This is a genomic window from Archangium primigenium (genome assembly GCF_016904885.1).
Taxonomy (GTDB): Bacteria; Myxococcota; Myxococcia; order Myxococcales; family Myxococcaceae; genus Cystobacter; species Cystobacter primigenius.
Map to the genome: position 1 here is coordinate 7,396,530 of NZ_JADWYI010000001.1, position 20,182 is coordinate 7,416,711.

Consider the following 20,182-nt stretch of genomic DNA (forward strand, 5'->3'; position numbering starts at 1 on the left):
GGACGCGCCAGCGCCCTGGAGCTCCTGTCGGACCTGAGCCACCAGTGCTTCAAACTGCTTCGGGTCGAAACCTTGGGACGTGTCGGTCATGGCCGTCCTGTACTTAAGCCGTGGAACTGCAAGGGGCAATGGCGTTCCATTGACGGTCCGCGGCATCCCGGGCAGAGATGCCGCCGTGCTCATTTCCCTGCTGGCCGCATTCCTGACGAGTCAGACGCCTCCCGAGCCCGCCCCCGGTCCGACCCCGCCCGACGAGCCGGATCGACGCCAGCAGACGGTGGTCACCGCGTCGCGCGCCGAGCGCAAGCTGGAGGACGTGGTGGTGGCCACCGAGGTCATCACCCGGGAGCAGATCGAGGCGATCGGTGTGCGGGATCTTGGACAGTTGCTCCAGCAGCACCCTGGCGTGGAGCTCGTCTATACCTTCCGGGGCGTGGGCCTGCGACTGCAGGGATTGGATCCTGAGTACGTGCTCGTGCTCGTCGATGGGGAGCGAGTGGGCGGACGGGTGGGCACCACGCTCGACCTGGGACGCTTCAGCCTGCGCGAGGTGGAGCGGGTGGAGATCGTCAAGGGTCCGGCCGCGGCGCTCTATGGCGCGGATGCGATCGGCGGAGTGGTGAACCTCATCACCCGGCGCGTCCAGAAGCCCCTGGAGCTGGGGGGCCGAGGCCTGTTCGGCACGCTGTTGGAGGCCGATGCACGCGCCAACGCGGGCACCAAACAGGGGCCCCTGGAGCTGCGGGTGGGCGGTGGTTTCCGCCGACGCGACCCCTACGACTGGCAGCCCGCGGACGCGGCCACGAGCGGCGCGGGGCTCCAGCGCTTCGACGGCGACGTGTCGCTCGCCTATGCGCCCGAGGAGCGCACGCGGGTGGCCCTGCGCGCGAACTACACCCGGCGGGACGAGAACGCCGTGGACCTCAACCCCTCGGGCGCCGTGCTGGACCGGCGGCAGCGGCAGGAGCAGGTGGACGTGTCGCTGAGCGGCCGGCACCAGCTCGAGCGCGGCCCGTCCCTGCTCGTGCGGGGCCACTTCGGCCTGTTCAACGAGCAGCTCTTACAGGACCAGCGCGGCTCGCGGGCGCTCGACGACTACTCGCACAACATCACCCGGCTCTACGAGGGCCTGGTGCAGGGCGACCATCGCCTCGGCGCCCACGCCCTCACCGGCGGCGTGGAATTGCTCGCCGAGCGGCTCGACTCCCAGCGCCTGGCGCTCAGCCCCGTGTCGCGCCTGCGCGGGGGCGTGTTCCTCCAGGACGAGTGGGACGTGCTGCCGGGCACCGGGGGAGGCCCGCGGCTCAAGGTGGCGCCCGGCCTGCGCTTCGACCTGGACTCGCAGTTCGGCGGCGCCCCCTCCCCCCGGCTCGCGATCAAGCTGGACCCCACGCCCGCGCTCACCGTGCGCGCCTCGGCGGGACTCGGCTTCCGGCCGCCGTCCTTCCAGGAGCTGTACCTGCGCTTCGCCAACGCGGGCATCGGCTACGTGGTGACGGGCAACCCCGCCCTCACCGCCGAGCACTCCGCGGCGGTGAACGTCGGCGTGGACTGGCGCCCCCCGCCCCTGCCGGGCTGGTTGTTCTCCGCGAGCGCCTTCCACACCCGGCTGAGGGATCTCATCAACGTCACCGCCAGCGGCGTGCCCAACCCGGATGACCCGGTGACGTTCAACTACGAGAACGTGGCGCGCGCCTACACCCAGGGCGTGGAGCTCAACGGCCGCGTCAAGCTGCCCGTGCGCGCGACGTACCTGGACCTGGCGTACATGTTCATCGACGCGCGGGATCTCACCCGGGATCGGCCGCTGGAGGGCCGCTCGCGCCACCGCGTCAACACGCAGCTCACCACGCGCTACCGGCCGTGGAACCTGGAGGCCGTGGTGCGCGGCTCGTGGGTGAGCCGCCGCGTCTACTACCTCGGCGTGGGAGGAGGCTTCGCCAACGTGCTCGGCTCCGGCGAGGACACGGCGAGCGGTGCGCCGGCCTACGTGGACCTGGAGGCCCAGGTGACGTACCGCTTCCCCCGCTCGGGAATCGAGCTGTTCGTCAACGGGTACAACCTGCTCAACGCGGGCGATCAGCAGTTCAACCCCCGCCCGCCCCGAGGCGTCCTGGGCGGCATCCAATGGGATTACTGATGCGGCGACATGACCCGAGGCCGTGGCTGGGGCTCGTGCTGATAGGGAGCGCGGTGGGCTGCGCGCCGGACCTGCGCGAGGACTACCCCTTCGACGGGCAGACCTCCGCGGGCCCCCTCGTCGAGGTCACCCCCCGGCCCGAGGGCGGGGCCGACGTGATCGTCGACGCGACGAGCAAGACGGGCACGGTGTACGTCGACCTCGACGAGGGCCGGGAGATGAAGACCGACGAGGCCCTGGACACCAACGGGTGGGACCTGGCGTTCCAGCGCTTCACCATCACCACCAATGGGGGCGGCGGCAATCCCACGGGCGAGGTGCACGTGGCGGTGCTCACCAGCGGCGACTGGGACGGGCTCACCACCGCGCCCGCGAGCGGCTACCAGCAGGACGCCTCGGAGACGGTCTTCAATGGCGTACAAGGTGGCTGGTACAACTATGATCTGGTGAAGCACCAGCTGCAGCCGCGCGAGTCCCTGCTGTACGTGGTGCGCAGCAGCCAGGGGCGCTACTTCAAGCTCAAGATGCGCTCGTATTACGACAGCGCGGGCACGCCGGCGCGGCTGTCGTTCCAATACCAGGCGGTGGCCGCGCCCTGAGCCGCGGCGGGCCTTCCACCGAGGGCTCGCCCCACCGCTCCTCCTCGGAAAAGAGGCCACTCCCGACAGAGCGGACCGTCTGTTCTGGGTATGCCGTTTGTCCCGGAAAAATGAAGCCGAACTGTCACACAACCCCCGTGCACGACCCCGGCGGGCGCGATAGACGGCAGAGGCTCCCATGTCGGGAGCACGTACCGGAAGCGGCCCCGAGGCTGGAGGCCGTGCGCCGGTGCGCCCCACCCAGGGCCTGCCCATGCGAATGTCCTTCCGACTGGTGATGACGCTTCTTCTGCCCCTGGCGCTCGCGCGCTGCGGCGATCCAGAGGAGAAACCGCAACCGGGAGTCACGGAGTACACGGTGGGCGGCACCGTGACGGGCCTCAAGGGCAGCGGACTGGTGCTGCGCTATGGCGATGAGACGCTGGGCGTGCCCAACGACGGCTCCTTCACCTTCGCGCGCAAGGCAGTTGCCGGCACCGCCTACGCGGTCTCGGTAGAGACCCAGCCCTCGGAGCCGCCCCAGGCGTGTACCGTGACCAATGGCTCGGGCACGCTCGGCAGCGCGAACGTGACGGACGTCACCGTGACGTGCGGCACGGCGGCCTTCAAGGTGGGCGGCACCGTGACGGGCCTGGTGGGCACGGGCCTCAAGCTGAAGAACGGGACGGAGACGCTGAACGTGGCGGCCAATGGGGCCTTCCAGTTCGCCACGCCCCTGGAGACCGGTGTGGCGTACGCCGTCACCGTGTCCACCCAGCCCACGGGCCCCGCGCAGCGCTGCACGGTGTCCGGCGGTGAGGGCATCATGGGCGGCGCGGACGTGACGAGCGTCACCGTCAACTGCGACACCTCGAAGTTCACGGTGGGCGGCACGGTGAGCGGGCTCAACGGCACGCTGGTGCTCGGCAACGGCACGCAGGAGGTGACCCTCACGGGCACGGGCTCCTCGGCCAACACCTCGTTCGCCTTCCCCACCGGCTATGAGACCGGCACCGCGTACGACGTGAAGGTGAAGACGGCCCCCGCGGCCCAGGACTGCACCGTCACCCGCGGCACCGGCACGGTGGGCTCCGCCAACGTCACCAACGTGGCCGTGGCGTGCGTCACCCGCGCGTACCTGGTGAACGTGACGGTGAGCGGCCTCGTCGGCACGCTGGTCGTCAAGAACAACGACACGGACTCGCTGACCTTCACCACCAACGAGACCAAGGCCTTCAACAACCGCGTGACCGAGGGCGGCACCTACTTCGTCACCGTGGGCACCCAGCCCGCCACCCAGACGTGCACCTCCGAGCAGGCGGCCGCCGCGCCCATCGGCACGGCGAACGTGACGGTGAAGGTGACGTGCGTGACCAACCAGTACTCCCTGGGCGGCAGCGTGAGCGGCCTCGGCGCGGGTGAGTCCGTGACGCTGGCCAACGGCACCCAGGAGACGACGGTGAGCACCAATGGCGCCTTCCAGTTCGCCCAGAAGGTGGACCAGGGCGCGGCCTACACGGTGACGGTGAAGACGGCCCCCGCGGGCAAGCAGTGCGGCGTGTCCAACGGCACGGGCACGGTGGGCGCTGGCGACGTGACGAACGTGAGCGTGGTGTGCTCGGCCAGCACCTACACCGTGGGCGGCAACCTGAGCGGCCTGGGCACCGGTGGCACCGTGAAGCTGCGCAACAACGGCGGCGATGAGCTGACCCTGACGACCAACGGCGCGTTCACCTTCGCCACCTCGCTGCCCGAGGGCGGCAGCTACGCGGTGACCGTCTCGGAGCAGCCCGCGGGTCAGTCCTGCACGGTGCAGAACGGCACGGGCAGCGGCCTGGCGGCGAACGTCACCAACGTGGCCGTCACCTGCGCCAACCTCTACACGGTGGGTGGCACCGTGACGGGCCTGTCGAGCGGCAAGACGCTCGTGCTCACCAACAACGGCGGCAACGACCTGACCGTCACGGGCGGCAGCACGACCTTCACCTTCTCCACGGGCCTGGCGAGCGGCGCGGCCTACGCCGTGGCCGTGAAGACCCAGCCCGCGGGCCTCACCTGCGCGGTGAGCAACGGCTCGGGCACCATCGCCTCCGCCAACGTGACGAACGTGACGGTCACCTGCACGGTGCCGCCCGCGCGCGTGTCCGTGGTGCGTGTGGGTGACGGCACCACGCCGCTCACCGGCGGCGCCGCCGCCGCTGTCAACATCGACACCTATGACGTGATCTCCGGCACGCGCATCGGCTCGGTGCCGGTGACCGGGCTCACCCTGGCCGGTTCCTCCGGCTCCGAGGGCTTCCTGAGCCGCTCGGTGGATGGTCGCTACGTGGTGCTCGCGGGCTACAGCGCCGCGGCGGGCACCGCCGGCGTGGCGGGCACGACCTCCAGCGTCAACCCGCGCGTGGTGGGCCGTGTGGGCGCCACGGGCAACGGCTCGGTCGTCGCGAGCCTGAACGCCGCGTTCAGCACCGGCAACGTGCGCTCGGCCACCACGGTGGACGGCACGGCGTACTGGGTCGCGGGCACGGGCGCCACGGGCGTGGGTGGCATCCACTACGTCACCGGGGGCTCCACGGGAGCGTCCACGCAGATTCTCGCCAACCCCAACAACTCGCGCGTGACCGCCATCTACAACGGCCAGCTGTACCTGACCTCGGGCAGCGGCACGTTCATCACGGTCTCCGCGGTGGGCACGGGCACGCCCACGACCTCGGGCCAGACGGCCACGGGGCTGTCCGGTGTGGCCGGCTCGGCCATCACCTCGCCCTACCAGTTCTTCTTCCTGAACGACTCCACGCTGTACGTCGCGGACGACGGCAACAGCGGCGGCGTGTTCAAGTACACCAAGAACAGCTCGGGCAACTGGACCTCGCAGCCCGTCACCAACCCGGGCCCCGCCGTGGCCGTCACCGCGCTCGTGGACGGCACGACGGTGCGCGTGGTGGCGACCCTCAAGGGCGTGAGCGTCAACAAGCTCGTCACCTACGTGGATGACGGCACGACCACCGCGACCGTGACCACGGTGGACACGGCCGCGGCCAACTTCGGCTTCCGCGGCGTGGCGGTGGCGCCCAACTAGTCGTTCCGGCCTTCCGCGCCTCGCGGAGGTCCCAGCGGCCCGGGTGGTCTCCTGCTCCCAAGGCAGGGCCCATCCGGGCCGTCGTCTTTTCTCAGGACGCGCGGGCCTCTCCGTCAGCGCGGGCCTTCTTCGGGGTGGGCCTCGGAACCGGGCGCGTCGGACGCTGGGGTGTTGGTCCCGGGTGCCACCGCGGGTGGTGGGGTCACAGGCGAGGACCGAGGAGGTTCCGTCCAGCCCTCGGGAGGCGCTTCACCCAGGACTTCACCTTGGGCCGTCACCGCGTACTCGTACCACCAATCGAGGACGCGCCCGACCGGTCCTCCACATCGGTCGAAGCGTTGGTGCAAGACCACGAAGTACAGGCCCGAACCCGACTCCTTGAAGACGGCGACATCCAGGCCCTGCTCGGGACTCGAGCATCCCTCGAACAATCCCGGGTCATCGTTCTGGCGCAACATCTCCCGAACGGCCGCCCCCGCCGCGATCGCCGCTCCGGCTTCCATGGGCGCACCGATGAGCTCGGTCGATGAGTGGTCTGGCCACGCGATGTGCCGCTTCGGCGTCAAGCCCAGCCACGCACAACCGGCGTTCTCCAGAGAGAACGCCGTGAGCAACCACAACAGACGACGACGCCTTGGACGCGTGCGCCATGGGTTCACGTCATCCACATCGTGTCTCCGTGTTGAGGCTCATGGCGACTCCTCATCCAGCAAGCGCAGGGGCTCGGAGTCACAGCGAGGCGTTCTGAAGCGACTGCTGCGTTCGCGTGGCGCGCAGTGGCCCAAGCGAACCCAGTCCCCTCGCCGATCACTCCATTGCTGGACTTCTCCCGTGGGAAAGTAGCGCAGAAACAGACGGGTTCCGTCCGCGCGTTCCGCGACCACGGCCGAAGCCATTTCGACGGCGATGCGTCCCTGTATCGCCGGAGCCGGGTTCCCGGGAATCAGACGAATCTCCGCCATGGCCACGTGGGGATCGAAGGCGTCCGTGGGCCAGGTGCCAAGATCGCCCGAGGACGGAGGGCTTCCGCAGGGGTGGTTGTGTATATAGCCCACCACCCAGACATGGGACGCGGGATGATCCTGATCTTCCACGGCGAAAAAAGGCCTGCACGTCCCGTGTTTTCCCGTGACGGGTTCGGTCACGCGCCAGGACAGGGACTCGTGCGTTCCGGCGACGTAGACCGTCGCGCAGTACTCCAGGGACAAACCCATGATGGGCTGTTGATTGACGGGGTCGCACACACGAGCACCAGGAAGCTCGAGCAGCGCGTCCGCCACGTCTCGAATCAAACCAATGGGGATGGAGGCATCCCCGGCACTCAACTCAGCGGCGGGAACCTTCGCCCAAGGGCCTCGAGGACTCGCGTCCCCTCGTGTCCGCGAGGCACCCGCACAACCCAGTCCCAAGAGGAGGAGAAGAGGGACAAGTCGATGTGGCACGCGACATCCGCCTCCTTCGCGCCCCCATTCTATCAGAGGCTCAGGACGCGCGGGCCTCGGGAAACAGGCCCTCGGGCGCGAGCGGCCGCAGCCGGCGGCGGCACGTGGGGCCGATGAGCGTGAGCGCCCCCTGGGCCGCGAGCGACAGCAACGGCCGCATCAGCTCCGTGCCGCCCGCTAGCCCCGCGTGCAGTGGCACGCTGAAGCACACCGACTCGCCCTCGGCCCGGGGCTCGCACGGCGCGAGTGTCTGGAGCAGCCGGTACATGGCCTCGTTGCCCGCGAGCACCCGCACCTCGAAGCGCTCCACGTCCCGCTCGCGCGCCGCCTCCACCAAGAGATCCAACAGCACGCGCCCCAGACCCTTGCCCTGGGCGTCGTCCACCACGGTGAGCGCCATCTCCGCCACCTCGGGCGTCTCCGCCAGGCGGATGAAGCGGGCCACCCCCAGCCCCACCTCCTCTCCCGCGTCGTTCCACGTCACCGCCCCCAACGCCACGTGCGTCTCCCCGTCCACCTCCGTCAGGTAGCGCAGTTCCTCCGCGCTCAGGCGGGACTTGGCCGACAGGAAGCGCTGGAAGCGCGAGCGCGACGACAGCCGGGCGAACCCCCGGCTCAGGAGGGCCGCGTCCTCGGGGCGCACCATGCGCACCTCCGCCCACGTGCCATCCAGCAGCATCAACCGTTCCTGGTATTGCGCATGAAAACGGCGAGACGTGGCCATCGGGGACCTCCAGTTGGGCCTAGAAGGTGGGCCTGTTGCCGCATTGCGTCAAGTCATCCCGGACGCCAGGACGCGTGCTGTGCGGACTGGTGGACAGGCCATGGGTGGCGGCAGGAGGTTGCTTTGAGGCTGAATAGAGACGCGCCGCGTGCGTCCCAGCGGCATTCCCCGCCTGCCCGCCTGCCCTCCTTATGCGTTCGCCTCCTTCGTCCCTGCCCCGATTCGCCTCCCTCGCCGCGCTCATGCTGGTGAGCAGCGGCTGTAATTCCGCCTACCGCGAGGCCTTCGCCCGCGCCAAGGACGCGGCGCTCCGGGGTGACAACCTCACCGCGGCCCGGAGCTACCGGGATGCCTGCCGCGCCTCCCCCGATGACGCCGAGGCCTGTGGCCGCGTGCCCGTCTTCTCCGTCAAGGCCACGGATCAGGCCCTGCAGAACTCCCGGCCGGCGTGTGCCGCGGGAGACCTCGATCAGTGTCTGCCGCCCCTGCTCGACGCGCGGGATCTGATGCCGGATCACCCCGAGGTCAACGCCCAGCTCGCCGCGGCGGGCCAGCTGCACGCCGAGCGCTGCGCCACCCAGTGGAAGGACGACGGCCAGGTGGCCACGGCGGTGGCGGGCTTCGCCTGCCTCCAGTCGCGCGGCCACCAGCTGCCGGTGAACGCCTACCAGGAGCTGCTCGCCTCGCGCGCCCTGACCCTGTCCTCGCGCTTCGCGTCGCTCGCCACCACCGCGCGCGCGCAGGGCACGGAGGGCGCCGCCAGCGTGCTGTGGAACACGGCGCAGTGCCTGGCCCCCGCCGAGGCGACCCACGCCCAGGTGCAGCAGGCGCGCGACAGCTTCCTCTCCCAGAGCGCCATCCCCATCGTGGCCGAGCTCGGCGGACGCATCCCGGCGCAGGTCGCCCACGGGCTCGCCTCGCCGTGCCTGAGCCTGGCCTCGGGCCTGCCCTTCGGCTCGCGCTGCGCGGAGAGCGGCACCCTGCCCGGCCAGCCCGCGCCGCTGCAGATCCGCGTGGACGCGCTCATCCAGCGCGCCGTGGAGACGGTGTCCGAGGAGATCAACAGCCTGCGCTACGTGAGCGGCACGCGCCAGGTGCGCAACCCCCGCCACGACGAGGCCCGCGAGCGCGTGGGCAGCACCGAGCGCGCCCTGCGCGCCACCGAGAAGGCCCTGGCCGCCAAGGAGGCCGAGTGCAAGGGCGCCAAGCCGGACGCCCATGACGCCACGTGCGTGGGCTGCCCGAGCAAGCCCCCGAACCCGAGCCCGAACCCGGCCCCGTCGGGCACGGCGTGCGATGACGCCAAGCGGCTGCTCACCGAGCGCGACAACCGGGCGCGCGAGCGTCAGGCGGCGGGCCGCGATCTGGACAACACGCCGGAGACCGTGGTCGAGGACGTGTACGACACCTTCACCTACCCGGTGCTGACGCACCACTGGACCACGCCCTTCCAGTTCACCCTGGAGACCAACAGCGCCAGCGCCCAACTGCCGGTGCGCGAGTCCGGGGAGCTGCGGTTCGCGGACGCGGAGCACGTGGGCTTCCGGCCCGCGGGGCTCGCGGCGGATCCGCTGGACGTGCCGCCCGCCCAGGCCTACTCGGACGCCTTCCTCTCGCGGATCGCCCCGCACGTCTTCTCGGCGGTGCAGCGCGAGACGCAGATGCGCGGCGCGGCGCGCCGGGCCACCTGCGCCAGCCTGCCCGCGGAGTGGAGCCCGAGCTGGGTGCAGTGCTGGGCCGAGGCCTCGCTCTGGGAGCGCGGCAGCGAGCCGCCGCCGGACGAGTTCCTGCGGCTGGTGGCCTCGAGCACCGGCACGGTGGACCAGCCCCGCTGCCGCTGACGGGCACATCCACACCACCACGGCGGCGGAGGGCATACACAGACACACGCCCTCCGCTCGCTGCATGACACATTGCGTCCGCCCGACAGGGCGGTGTCTCCGTTTCACTGGAGGAAAACACCGCCCCGGATTGTCTGTGAAGGAGCGCCTCTCTACCGTGGGCCCCGTGGAGCCGTATCCCGCCCGCCGCCACCCGAGGAGCCGACCATGATGCCCGCGTCCCAGATGAACAACATGCCGATGCAGCCTGGAATGAACCCCATGATGGGCATGAACCAGATGCCGATGATGGGCGGCATGATGGGGATGAACCCCATGATGATGGGCATGAATCAGATGCCGATGATGGGCGGCATGATGGGCATGCCCATGATGGGCATGAATCAGATGCCGATGATGGGCGGCATGATGGGCGGCATGCCCATGATGGGGATGAATCCCATGATGGGCATGAACCCCATGATGGGCGGCATGCCCATGATGATGCCCATGATGATGCGCATGCCCATGATGGCGAAGATGACGTGCGAGATGGGCAAGGACGGCATGATGTGCCGCATGATGCCCATGGACGCCGCGCAGATGGAGATGATGAAGGACTGCTGCGAGGCGATGAACTCCATGATGGCCATGGGAATGCCGATGATGATGATGTGCAACGGCATGCCCATGATGATGTGCGGCGCCAAGTAGACCGCGTCCCGCGCCTCACCCGGAGCCAGCGCCCCGCCCCGCGGGTCCGCTGGCTCTCGCGCGTCGAGGGGGTCGGGGGACGGCGCTAGCCCACCGTCTCCGCGTACGTCATCACCAGGTACATGACGGCATCCACGCCGCTCGTGTTGCGGTAGACGTGGGCCACGTCCGCCTCGAACAGGATGGCATCACCGGCCTCGAGCACATGGCGCTCGTCGCCCCGGTCGATCTCCACCGTGCCCGCCGTCACCACCAGGTTCTCCATCGTCCCGGGAGGGTGGGCGTCCGCCTGCTCCACGGCCCCCGCGGCCAGGTGCAGCTCGTAGAACTCCACGCGCCGGGGCTCGTCGAAGGGGAACAGGGCCCGCGACACGAAGCTGCCGTCATGGGAGGACAGCCGCTTGGACTGCTGCGAGCGCATCAGCCGCGTGCCGCTCTGGGCCGTGGTGCTGATGAGCGCCGAGAACGGGATGCCCAGCGCCCGGGCGATCTTCCAGATGACGTTGATGGTGGGCGCGCTCTGGCCCAGCTCGATCTGCCCGAGCATCGCCCGGCTCACCCCGGAGGCCTTGGCGAGCCGCTCCAGGGACAGCCCGCGCTGGGTGCGCAGGCGGCGCAGGTTGCGGCCCACGATGGGCGCCAGGTCGGTCGAGGACTCCGCGTGCGCGACCTCGTAGGCCCACTCCTCCTCGGAGGGCGGCGCCTCGGCGGCGGGCGGCGGCTCCGCCTTCGTCTCGCGCTTGCGGCCCTTGGGCGCGCGCGGCGCGGGGGCCTCGGTGCTCTCGGGCTCGCTCGGGGTGTTCTCTCGGACGGATTTCACGTGGGCCAGACCATGACCCACACCCACACCGGCGTCCAGAGGCGCATGGGCATGCGTGCGTCAGCCGACACCGGCCGGGGCTCGCGCCGTTTGCGGAATTCCTGGAGATCGATGACTTCAGCGGCGTGATTCATGGATGGGGCATCTCCCGTGACACAACGATGCGTGTCCAACGTGACGGACGCAATATCCGTTTTAGCGGATGCCCTGTCAATCGAACCGCCGGGATGTGGGGCAGACGAGCGGTGGAACTCCCGCGGCGCTCCTGGCGTAGGCTCGCCAGGCCCCTCGATGGTGGAGACGCGCGCCATGGCGAAGAAGGACAACCCCCCTCCGGGCAGTGCCCACCCCTTCGCCCGGCTCCAGGCCCTGCGCGACACCCTGCCCACCACGAAGCCCGAGCGGCGCGCGGAGGACTTTCCCGACACCCCACCCGCCCAGGGCCCCGAGCGCGTCACGCTGCGGCTGGAGGCCGGGCCCCAGGGCGAGGCGCGCACGGTGGTGGAGGGGTTGGGGCTCGGGGCCCCGGAGCTCCGGGACTGGCTCCACGCCCTCCAGCGCGGCCTCGCGTGTCCGGGCGGCGTGGAGGGCGAGCGGCTCGTGTTCCGGGGCGATCAGCGCTTCGGCCTGCCGAACCTGCTCCTGCGCCGGGGCGTCAAGCGCGTGGTCCACGGCTGACGTCAGGCGGCGGGCGTCTTGGGCGCGTCCGGCTCCGCCGTGGGCGCGGACGGCTCGGACGCCGGCGCGCGCGCCTCCTCGGCGGGAGCGGACGAGGCCGGGGCCTCGGAGGCCGACGGGGCGGGCCCGGACGAGCCCTGGGCCTCGTCGCACCGCTCGATCTTCTCGCCCGCGCGCTCCGCCTCGCGCAGGAACTGGGCGTACTCGTCCGAGCGCACCGAGGCTCGCGCGGCGACCTCGGCGTCCCGCGTGCGGGAAGCGGCCCGGCCGCGCAGCACCGCGAGGTAGCTGAACCACACCCCCAGGGCGAACACGGCCCAGTCGAGCGTGAAGGCGACGACCCCGCGCTCCACCCACCCGTCGACGCCGTCCTGCACGAACTCCAGGGCGAGGACGAACAGCTGGCCGAAGGCCGCGGCGCCCAGGGCGGTGGGCAGCGCGCGCAGCTCGATGACGCGCGCGGCGCCGTAGCACAGCAGGGGCAGCATCCCGAGCACCCACAGCTTCTGCACGCCCAGGCCGATGGCGAAGCGCAGCCACTCGAAGGGCAGCGCCTGGACGCGGCCCACGAGCCGCTGGGACAGGCCCACGCTCACGATGGAGCCCAGCATGAGGGCGAGAAAGCCGAGCCCCACGGTGAACTGGAGACGGCGGAGGCGCAGACGCAGCGGTTCGAATAGGGGCTTCGAGGAGGTCACGGGAGGGCGAGCCTAGCGCAGGCGCGCCCCGCGCACCCACTTCCGCCCTTCACTCCGTGTCGTCGTCCGCCGTGCCGCCGGGCGAACGGGGAGGCGGGCCCTCTCCATAGAAGACCTCCTCCAGGAGGAGGCCGTGCGCGGGCGCGGTCGGCCCGGCGCGCTTGCGCTCGCGCGCGGCGAGCACCTCGGCCACCCACCCGGGAGGGCGGCGGCCCTTGCCCACCTCCATCAGGGTGCCCACGAGGTTGCGCACCATGTGCTTGAGGAAGGCCGTGCCCTCCACGGTGATGGACACGTCCCCGCCCCGCTCGCCCACCACCTCCACCCGGCGCACCTCCCGCACGGCATGGGCCGCCTGGCAGTCCGCGGCCCGGAAGGCGGAGAAGTCATGCCGCCCCAGCAGGTGCGTGGCCCCCTGTCGCAGGGCCTCCACGTCCAGCGGCGCGAACACCTCCCAGTGCGTGGCGCGCAGCAGCGGCGAGCGCGAGGGCCGGTTGCTCACCTGGTAGCGGTAGCGCTTGCCGAGTGACCAGCGGCGCGGGTCGAACGCCTCGGGCACCTGCTCGGCGCGCACCACGGCGATGTCCTCGGGCAGCAGGCCGTTGAGCCCCCGCCAGTACGCCTTGAGGGGCAGCTCGCGCGAGGTGCTCAGACACACCACCTGCCCCGTGGCGTGGACGCCCGCGTCGGTGCGGCCCGCGGCCTCCACCGGGACGCGCTCGCCGAGCAGCGCCTCCACCGCGTCCATCAACCGGGCCTGGATGGAGACGCCATTGGGCTGCACCTGCCAGCCCACGTACTGCGTCCCCTGGTACGCGATCGTCAGTTTGATCCGAGGCATGTCAGCGGTACTTGAGCCAGGGGGCGAGCAGCTCGCTCACCAACTGGGCCACGGGGACCTGGTGTTTCTTCGCCAGCGCCTCCAGCGCCTCGTACTGGGCGGCGGACACGGGCACCGCGTGGGTGCGCTCGCCGGACGGGGCCTCGCCCTCCTCCGGCTCGCCCGGGGGCAGCTCCAAGTCCAACGTGGGCGGAGGCGGGGCGGACGCGGACCCCTCGGCGGGGGCCCGCATGCGCTGCTGCTCCTCCTCCAGCTCGTCGAGGAAGAGCTGCTTGAGGAAGTTGGACAGGTGCAGGTTCGTCGGGGTGAAGTCGTACGCGTTGAGGAAGCGATCCAGGTCCTGCTGGAAGTGCCAGGCCGAGGCGTAGCGCTTGTCCCGGTCGCGCTCCAGCGCCTTCATGAGGATGGCTTCCACCGGCTCGGGGATGTCCGCGCGGAAGTACGAGGGGGCGTACACCTTGCCGTCCACGATGCTGCGCATCACCGCCACGTCCGACTCGCCGGTGAAGAGCTTGAAGCCCGTGAGCCACTCGTAGAGCACCGTGCCCAGGGAGAACAGGTCGCTGCGGCGGTCCACCGGCTTGCCCAGGCACTGCTCGGGGCTCAGGTAGCTGAGCTTGCCGCGCAGCTCCCCCGCGCGCGTCGTCTGCTCGGCGCGGTTGGCCGCCTTGGCGATGCCGAAGTCGAGCACCTTCACCGTGCCGTCGAAGCACACGAAGATGTTCTCCGGCGTCACGTCCCGGTGCACGATGTTGAGCGGCGAGCCGTACAGGTCCACCTTCTCGTGCGCGTAGTGAAGGCCCTCGCACACGGACGAGGCGAGCTTGAGCGCGTACACCATGGGGAACGAGATGCCGAGCGACTCGGCCTTGGGCACCACCCGGCGCGTGTCCCGGCCGAAGAGGTACTCCATGCCGATGTAGTAGCTCTCCCCGACCTTCCCCAGGTCGTGGATCTGCACGATGTTGGGGTGGTTGAGCTGGGCGGCGAGCCGCGCCTCGTTGAGGAACATGCGCACGAAGGCCGGCTGCTTGGACAGGTGGGGCCGGATGCGCTTGATGACCACGGGCTTCTCGAAGCCGTCCGGACCGGGCTGGCTGGCGAGGAACACCTCGGCCATCCCGCCCACGGCGAGGCGCTCGAGCAGCTTGTACTGGCCAAACGACACGGGGGTGGCGGCGGGCACGGGACGGGCAGGATAGCGCCTTCGGGGCTCGCGCGGCCACGAGACTCGTCACCCGGGCCTCACGTCAGCTCCAGCACCCGCACCTTCAGGGCGGCCGGATGCTCCGCCGACGCCGGGAAGTCCACCGGCGAGGGACCCAGGCTCGTGAAGGGCCCTCCCCGGCGGCCCGCCCGGGCCACGCCCTCGGTCACCTGGGCCTCGAAGCGACGCGGCGCCAGCGTGGCCAGGTTGCAGCACGCCACCAGCCGCCCGCCCGGCGCCACCACCCGCGCGCAGGCCTCCGCCAGGGAGGCGTAGTCCCGCGCCGCCGAGAAGCGGCTGGTGCGCGTGGTGGCGAACGAGGGCGGGTCCGCCACCACCACGTCGAACGTCTCGCCCTTGCGCGCCAGGCGCTCGAGCCAGTCGAACACGTCCCCCGCGACATAGTCGTAGCGGTCCACGTCCTGCGCGTTGAGGCGCGCGTTTTCCTCGCCCCAATCCAGCACGCGCCGGCTCGCGTCCAGGTTGAGCACCCGCCGCGCCCCCCCCGCCCGCGCCGCCACGCCGAACCCGCAGGTGTACGAGAAGAGGTTGAGCACCGAGAGGCCCCGCGCCTGCTCCGCCAGCCACGCCCGCGTGTCGCGCATGTCCAGGTACAACCCCACCGACAGCCCCTGCGCCGGGCGGATGAGGAAGCGCCACCCGTTCTCCCGCGCCACCAGCGACTCCACCGGCGCGCCCCGCATGGCCTCCTCGGGGGCGAGCGCCTCCCGGGCCACGTTGGCCAGGTGCCGCGCCTCGCGGGGCCGGCGCTTGAGGTACACGCTCGTGGGCGCCCACGCCGCGTCCATCGCCTCCAGCAGGTCCCGCTCCTCGTCGGCGGAGAAGTCCCGGTAGAGGCTCACCACGTGCAGGGACTCGAAGAGGTCCACCGTCACGTCCGGCACCCCGTCCGGCGCGCCATTCACGAGCCGGTAGGCCGTGGTCCGGGGCTCCTCCCGCAGCGGGGCCCGCCGCTCCCGGGCCCGCCGCAGGGCCTCCACCCAGCGCGCGCCGCTCATGCCCGGCGCTCCTGCGCGAGCAGGTGGACCTCCTCGGACTCGGGCGGGCGGGTCTGGGCCCACAGCCGGGACAGGACCCGCGAGGCCTCGCGCGCCAGCGCCAGCTCGTCCACGCCGAGCAACTGGCCCTCGCGCACGGTGACGCGCCCGTCCACGATGGTCCACGCCACGCGCGAGCGCGTGAGCTGCCCGAAGAGGTACGGCGCCTGCCCGCTGACCATGTCCAGCGCCGGGACGCAGTCGTACACCACCAGGTCCGCGAGCCGCCCCTCCTCCACCGAGCCGGAGGGCACGCCGAACAGCCGCGAGCACAGCTCCGCGGGGCCGTCCGCGCACACCTGGGCCACCACGCCGTCCGGATCCACCAGCCGCGAGCCGCGCGCCGCGCCCACGGCGGTGACGAGCGTGGAGGTCATGGCGTCCCAGAGGTTGCCGTGCCCGGCGCTGCCCAGGCCGATGAGGTTCTGCCGGCCGTAGAGCGTCTCCAGGGCACGGCCACTGGGCTCCACGAGCAGCGCCGTCTTGGGGCCGAGCGCCACGCAGGTGCCCGACTGCGCCAGGCGGATGGACTCGGCGTCGTCCACCGAGCGCGCGAAGCCGGCCACCGACAGCGGCCCGAGCAGGCCGAAGGACTCCATGCGCGGCACCACGCGCTTGCCGTAGGTGGACCACGTCATGGCCAGATCGTGGTCGCCCTCGGACAGGTGGAAGACGAGCGGAAAGCCCTTCTCCTCGCGCAGGCGGCCCAACATCCCGAGCAGCGCGTCACTGCCCGTCCACGAGGCATGGAAGCCCAGGGCGCCGCGCACCCGGGGGTGGGACTGCTGCCGGAGCACGAAGTCGGCGTTGGCCTCGGCCTGGGCGAGCGAGAGCGCCTCCCCGTCCAACACATGCGTGGCGTGGCTCGCCACCAGCCGCATGCCCAGCCGGTCCGCCGCGCGCGCCATGACCTCCAGGGCGCCCGCCACGTTCCCCGGACACGACAGGTGGTCCACCGCCAGGGTGATGCCCGAGCGCAGCGCGCGCGCCATGGCATGGCAGGCCAGCACCTCCACGTCCTCGAGCGTGAGCGCGGCGGCCAGTACGCGCTCGTGATCGAAGCGCACGTGCGGCGGGTGGAGCAGCAGCTCGCCGGAGGACGGCATGAGCAGGTCCCCCACCAGGTGGGAGTGACAGTCCACCAGCCCGGGCATCACGAGCCGCCCCCGGCAGGACACTTCCCAGTCCCCGGGCAGCACGGGGACCTGTTCGTCGGGGGCGACCTGACGGATCAACCCCCCCTCGACGACGACGGCCATGCCCGCGCGGCCACGGCCATCCGCGCGGAAGATGGAACAATTCTTGAGGACGAGGCGGCCTTCCATGGGGGCGCCAGTATAGACACGTCCCTACTCCCGGAACGGCTCAGAACAAGCGCAGCTGCGACTTGTCCTCGTCTTCCTTGGAGGTGCCACGAGCCGGAAGCAGGCTGTAGCCGTGCTTCGTCGCCCATTCCGGGGAGGGGCCCGCCCAGCGGAAGCGCTCGAGCAGCGCCTTGCCCTTGTCGTCGAACTCGACGCCCTCGGCCCGGAGCAGCTCGCGCTGGCCCACGCCTTCCGGGGTGCTGATGCCGCCCGAGCGGTTGAGGATGCGCTGCCAGGGCACCTGGGAGGTGCGGGGACCCAGGTCTCCCATGGCGAGCCCGACGAGGCGCGCGTCGCAGCCGCCCCCGACGATGACCGCGATGTCTCCGTAGGTGGACACCTGGCCGGGCGGGACCTGCTCGACGACCTGGTAGATGCGCTCGAAGTGTCGGCGCTCCTGCATGGTGATGGTGACGGTGGTGGACATGTCTTCTCCAGTCAGATGTCCCCTCCTACCTCAGAGGACGGGACCTGGGAAGTCAGTACGACGTCCGCCGTCGGGTCCCCCACCCGACACGTCAGGTGGGGCGCGCGCCCCCCTCTCATCACCCGAGGGAGGCGCGCGGGGACTTCAGTCCCGCGTCAGATCGACTTGAGGAAGCGGATGAGCGCCGCCCGGTCGCTGGAGGACATCTTCACGAAGGACTGCTGGGCCGCCTGGCCCTCGCCGCCGTGCCAGAGGATGGCCTCCTCCAGGGTGCGGGCGCGGCCGTCGTGCAGGTAGGCCTCGCCACCGCTCACGGCCGGCGTCAGGCCCACGCTCCACAGCGGCGGGGTGCGCCACTCGGAGCCCGAGGCGATGCCGTCCGGCAGGTTGTCCGCCAGGCCCGTGCCCATGTCGTGCAGCAGCAGGTCCGTGTAGGCGTAGATCTTCTGGCTGCGCAGCTCCGCCTTGGGGTGGAAGGCGCTGGTGGTCATGGTCGTGGTGTGGCACTTGGCGCAGCCCGCGCTCTGGAAGAGCGTCTCGCCGCGCAGGGCCTGGGTGTCATTGAGGTCGCGCCGCGCCGGCACGCCCAGCAGCGAGATGTAGCGCTCGATCTTGTCCAGGTCCTGATCGCTCAGCTCCGTGCTCGAGCCCGAGCAGCCCTGCTGCGACGAGCCGCAGTCCAGGGTCTTGAACAGGGACGAGGTGACGCCCATGTCGCCGTTGAAGGCATCGGCCACCTGGTGGCGCACGCTGGAGGCGCTGCCCTTCCAGCCGAAGCGGCCCAGGCGCGTCTGCTTCGTCACGGGATCGATCACCGTCTGCATGCGGCCGGAGATGCCGTCCTTGTTGGCGTCATCCGGGTCCGCCAGGGCGGCGATGGTGCTCTCGGGAAGGGCCTCGAGCAGACCCATGCCGATGAGCTGCGGGGTGATGCGCACGGAGAAGTTCGTGGGGACCACGTTGCTGAAGCCGTAGCTGGGCTTGCGCAGCTGGTAGGACGTGCCGTCCGCGTAGGTGCCGCTGGTGGTCGTCCACTGGGTGATGCGCACGTCGGCCTCGGGGGTGCCGCTGGTGGAGCGCGGCTGCAGCTTGGAGCCCAGCGCGGGGTCCGGCGTCACGGTGGTGCCACTGACCCGGCCCACCTTGACCACGCTCTTGGTCAGCGAGGTGTTGACGGCGGGCGGCAGCGCGCGGCCGTTGCTCACGTGGCAGGCGATGCACGAGACCTCGATGTAGTTGGGCCCCAGCTTGTTCACCTGCTCGGAGAAGACGGGGTTGCCCGACTCGGAGTGGGTGCCATCGCGGAAGTTGGTGTGGTGGACGCGGCGGCCCTCGACGAAGGGCTGCGCGTTGACCGGCGCCATGTTGAGCACCATCTGCTTGAAGCGACTGCCGGGCTCGTCGGAGAAGGGATAGTTCAGCGTGCCGCGACCACCGCTCCACCCCGCCTCGGGCAGGGGGAAGGAGTCGCGCAGCGAGCCCTGGGTCTCGAAGGGCACCATGCCGGTGCTGCCCACCATGTACAGCCACACGTCCGAGTAGTAGTTCCAGCGGCCCTCCACGGGCTGCTTGAGGAACACGCCGATCTCGATCTCCATGCGGTCGCCCACGCGGATGGCGCGACCTTCCTTGGCGTTGTAGGTGACCGTGGAGGTGTGCAGGTAGTCGTTCACCTTGGTGAAGCGCGCGTTGTGCCAGTACTCGGCCACCGTGTTGATGCCGCGGAAGAAGGCGCGGAAGTCCGGCCCGTCGAACGGGTAGACGGTGTGCAGGTTGACCGTGATCTGGTTGCCGCCCTTGGCCACCTCGTCGACGACCTCCACCCAGAAGGTGCGGTTGGTGAAGTACAGGGCCAGGTAGTGGTCATACGCCTGGTACTGGGACTCGCGGGCGTGACGGTCGCGCACGCGGCCACCCACGCGGGTGATGAGGGCCTTGGTGGTGTTCTCCGTCAGCGCGGGCTCGAGCGCCGTGGAGCTGTTGTACAGCGGCACGATGGGGCCCAGGCTGGGGGGGGTGCCCGAGTCCGGGGTGGTGCCCGAGTCCGGGGTGCCCGAATCCGGGGTGCCCGAGTCCGGCGTCGTCGACGTGCCGCCGTGTGTGTAGCGCGTCAGCGTGGTGTCGCGGGCACAGTTACAGGAGATGTCCCAGTACGTGAAGTTGTAGTCGATGGTGTCGCCCCTCACGAGGTTGCCCACCGAGTACTCATTGCGGCCATTCTGGACCGCCATGCGCAGGTTGATCTGGCCGCCGTTGTTCACCTTGTAGTGAATGTCGGCCCAGGACGTGGTGTTGACGTAGAAGAGGGCGGAGGAGGTGGAAGGCTGCACGCCGTCGACGGCGGCCCATCCATCGCCCGCCAGGAGGCCCGCCACCAACATCGCGGCGGCCATTCCGGTGGATCTGCTGAACATGGGTTGTCTCGTGAGGTAGGGGGTTCTGCGCACTCCAGTTTCGAGTGTGGCGGAACCCCCCGGCACAATCCATCTCAGAATCAGAAAAAGTAGGAAACCCTCGCTGAACAGGAATCCCAGCGTTCTCTGTTGAATGCCTGACGAGCGCATGCCGCGCCACGCCGCGGCGCATCAATGC

The 20,182-nt window shown here is 70.6% G+C and carries 17 protein-coding genes; 6 read left to right on the forward strand and 11 right to left on the reverse strand.

What is annotated here, in order from left to right; genetic code table 11:
- Positions 1 to 175 precede the first annotated feature (175 nt).
- The 3 genes from I3V78_RS30395 to I3V78_RS30405 all read left to right on the forward strand — a co-directional run bounded on the left by I3V78_RS30395 (position 176) and on the right by I3V78_RS30405 (position 5,797).
- Positions 176 to 2,140, forward strand: a complete 1,965-nt coding sequence (locus I3V78_RS30395; protein ID WP_204492863.1) for a TonB-dependent receptor domain-containing protein — start codon at positions 176 to 178, stop codon at positions 2,138 to 2,140.
- Entirely contained in the window at positions 2,140 to 2,739 is a 600-nt protein-coding gene (locus tag I3V78_RS30400) for an HmuY family protein (RefSeq protein ID WP_204492866.1), read from the forward strand. The genes I3V78_RS30395 and I3V78_RS30400 overlap by 1 nt, the downstream gene beginning before the upstream one ends.
- A gap of 253 nt (positions 2,740 to 2,992) precedes the next feature.
- Complete coding sequence (locus tag I3V78_RS30405; RefSeq protein ID WP_204492868.1) at positions 2,993 to 5,797, forward strand: beta strand repeat-containing protein; 2,805 nt, start codon at positions 2,993 to 2,995, stop codon at positions 5,795 to 5,797.
- 689 nt (positions 5,798 to 6,486) lie between these two features.
- Here I3V78_RS30405 and I3V78_RS30410 read toward each other — a convergent pair.
- Both I3V78_RS30410 and I3V78_RS30415 read right to left on the reverse strand, forming a co-directional pair.
- Positions 6,487 to 7,077 carry a hypothetical protein gene (locus I3V78_RS30410; protein WP_204492871.1) on the reverse strand — a complete coding sequence of 197 codons (591 nt, stop codon included), beginning with the start codon at positions 7,075 to 7,077 and terminating at the stop codon, positions 6,487 to 6,489.
- Between the two features lie 202 nt (positions 7,078 to 7,279).
- Positions 7,280 to 7,963, reverse strand: coding sequence for a GNAT family N-acetyltransferase (locus tag I3V78_RS30415; protein ID WP_204492876.1), 684 nt, complete (start codon positions 7,961 to 7,963; stop codon positions 7,280 to 7,282).
- A 191-nt stretch (positions 7,964 to 8,154) separates the two neighbouring features.
- Here I3V78_RS30415 and I3V78_RS30420 point away from each other — a divergent pair, with 191 nt between their 5' ends.
- A complete protein-coding gene (locus tag I3V78_RS30420; RefSeq protein ID WP_204492880.1) occupies positions 8,155 to 9,804 on the forward strand; it encodes a hypothetical protein in 1,650 nt (549 codons plus the stop codon).
- 207 nt (positions 9,805 to 10,011) lie between these two features.
- Entirely contained in the window at positions 10,012 to 10,497 is a 486-nt protein-coding gene (locus I3V78_RS30425; RefSeq protein ID WP_239576773.1) for a hypothetical protein, read from the forward strand.
- 85 nt (positions 10,498 to 10,582) lie between these two features.
- Here the strand turns inward: I3V78_RS30425 and I3V78_RS30430 are convergent, their stop codons facing one another.
- Complete coding sequence (locus I3V78_RS30430) at positions 10,583 to 11,317, reverse strand: helix-turn-helix domain-containing protein (RefSeq protein ID WP_204492883.1); 735 nt, start codon at positions 11,315 to 11,317, stop codon at positions 10,583 to 10,585.
- Positions 11,314 to 11,451: a hypothetical protein gene (locus tag I3V78_RS30435; protein ID WP_204492886.1), complete on the reverse strand. Its 138-nt coding sequence runs from the start codon at positions 11,449 to 11,451 to the stop codon at positions 11,314 to 11,316. Before I3V78_RS30435 ends, I3V78_RS30430 begins: the two co-directional genes overlap by 4 nt.
- A gap of 175 nt (positions 11,452 to 11,626) precedes the next feature.
- Between I3V78_RS30435 and I3V78_RS30440 the strand changes: the two genes are divergently transcribed.
- Positions 11,627 to 11,995: an SUI1 family translation initiation factor gene (locus I3V78_RS30440; RefSeq protein WP_204492891.1), complete on the forward strand. Its 369-nt coding sequence runs from the start codon at positions 11,627 to 11,629 to the stop codon at positions 11,993 to 11,995.
- A gap of 2 nt (positions 11,996 to 11,997) precedes the next feature.
- Here the strand turns inward: I3V78_RS30440 and I3V78_RS30445 are convergent, their stop codons facing one another.
- The 7 genes from I3V78_RS30445 to I3V78_RS30475 all read right to left on the reverse strand — a co-directional run bounded on the left by I3V78_RS30445 (position 11,998) and on the right by I3V78_RS30475 (position 20,004).
- Positions 11,998 to 12,693 (reverse strand): hypothetical protein, encoded by a 696-nt coding sequence (locus I3V78_RS30445; protein WP_204492896.1) that lies wholly within the window; start codon positions 12,691 to 12,693, stop codon positions 11,998 to 12,000.
- 49 nt (positions 12,694 to 12,742) lie between these two features.
- Positions 12,743 to 13,534 (reverse strand): tRNA pseudouridine(38-40) synthase TruA, encoded by a 792-nt coding sequence (gene truA, locus I3V78_RS30450; RefSeq protein ID WP_204492901.1) that lies wholly within the window; start codon positions 13,532 to 13,534, stop codon positions 12,743 to 12,745.
- Position 13,535: 1 nt separating this feature from the next.
- On the reverse strand, positions 13,536 to 14,654 hold the full coding sequence (locus I3V78_RS30455) for a serine/threonine protein kinase (RefSeq protein WP_204496856.1): 1,119 nt from the start codon (positions 14,652 to 14,654) through the stop codon (positions 13,536 to 13,538).
- A gap of 125 nt (positions 14,655 to 14,779) precedes the next feature.
- A complete protein-coding gene (locus I3V78_RS30460) occupies positions 14,780 to 15,760 on the reverse strand; it encodes a class I SAM-dependent rRNA methyltransferase (RefSeq protein WP_204492904.1) in 981 nt (326 codons plus the stop codon).
- Entirely contained in the window at positions 15,757 to 17,124 is a 1,368-nt protein-coding gene (locus I3V78_RS30465; RefSeq protein ID WP_204492907.1) for an amidohydrolase family protein, read from the reverse strand. The genes I3V78_RS30460 and I3V78_RS30465 overlap by 4 nt, the downstream gene beginning before the upstream one ends.
- A 40-nt stretch (positions 17,125 to 17,164) precedes the next feature.
- Complete coding sequence (locus I3V78_RS30470; RefSeq protein WP_204492910.1) at positions 17,165 to 17,590, reverse strand: MGMT family protein; 426 nt, start codon at positions 17,588 to 17,590, stop codon at positions 17,165 to 17,167.
- Between the two features lie 155 nt (positions 17,591 to 17,745).
- Positions 17,746 to 20,004, reverse strand: a complete 2,259-nt coding sequence (locus I3V78_RS30475) for a di-heme oxidoreductase family protein (RefSeq protein WP_204492913.1) — start codon at positions 20,002 to 20,004, stop codon at positions 17,746 to 17,748.
- Positions 20,005 to 20,182 lie beyond the last annotated feature (178 nt).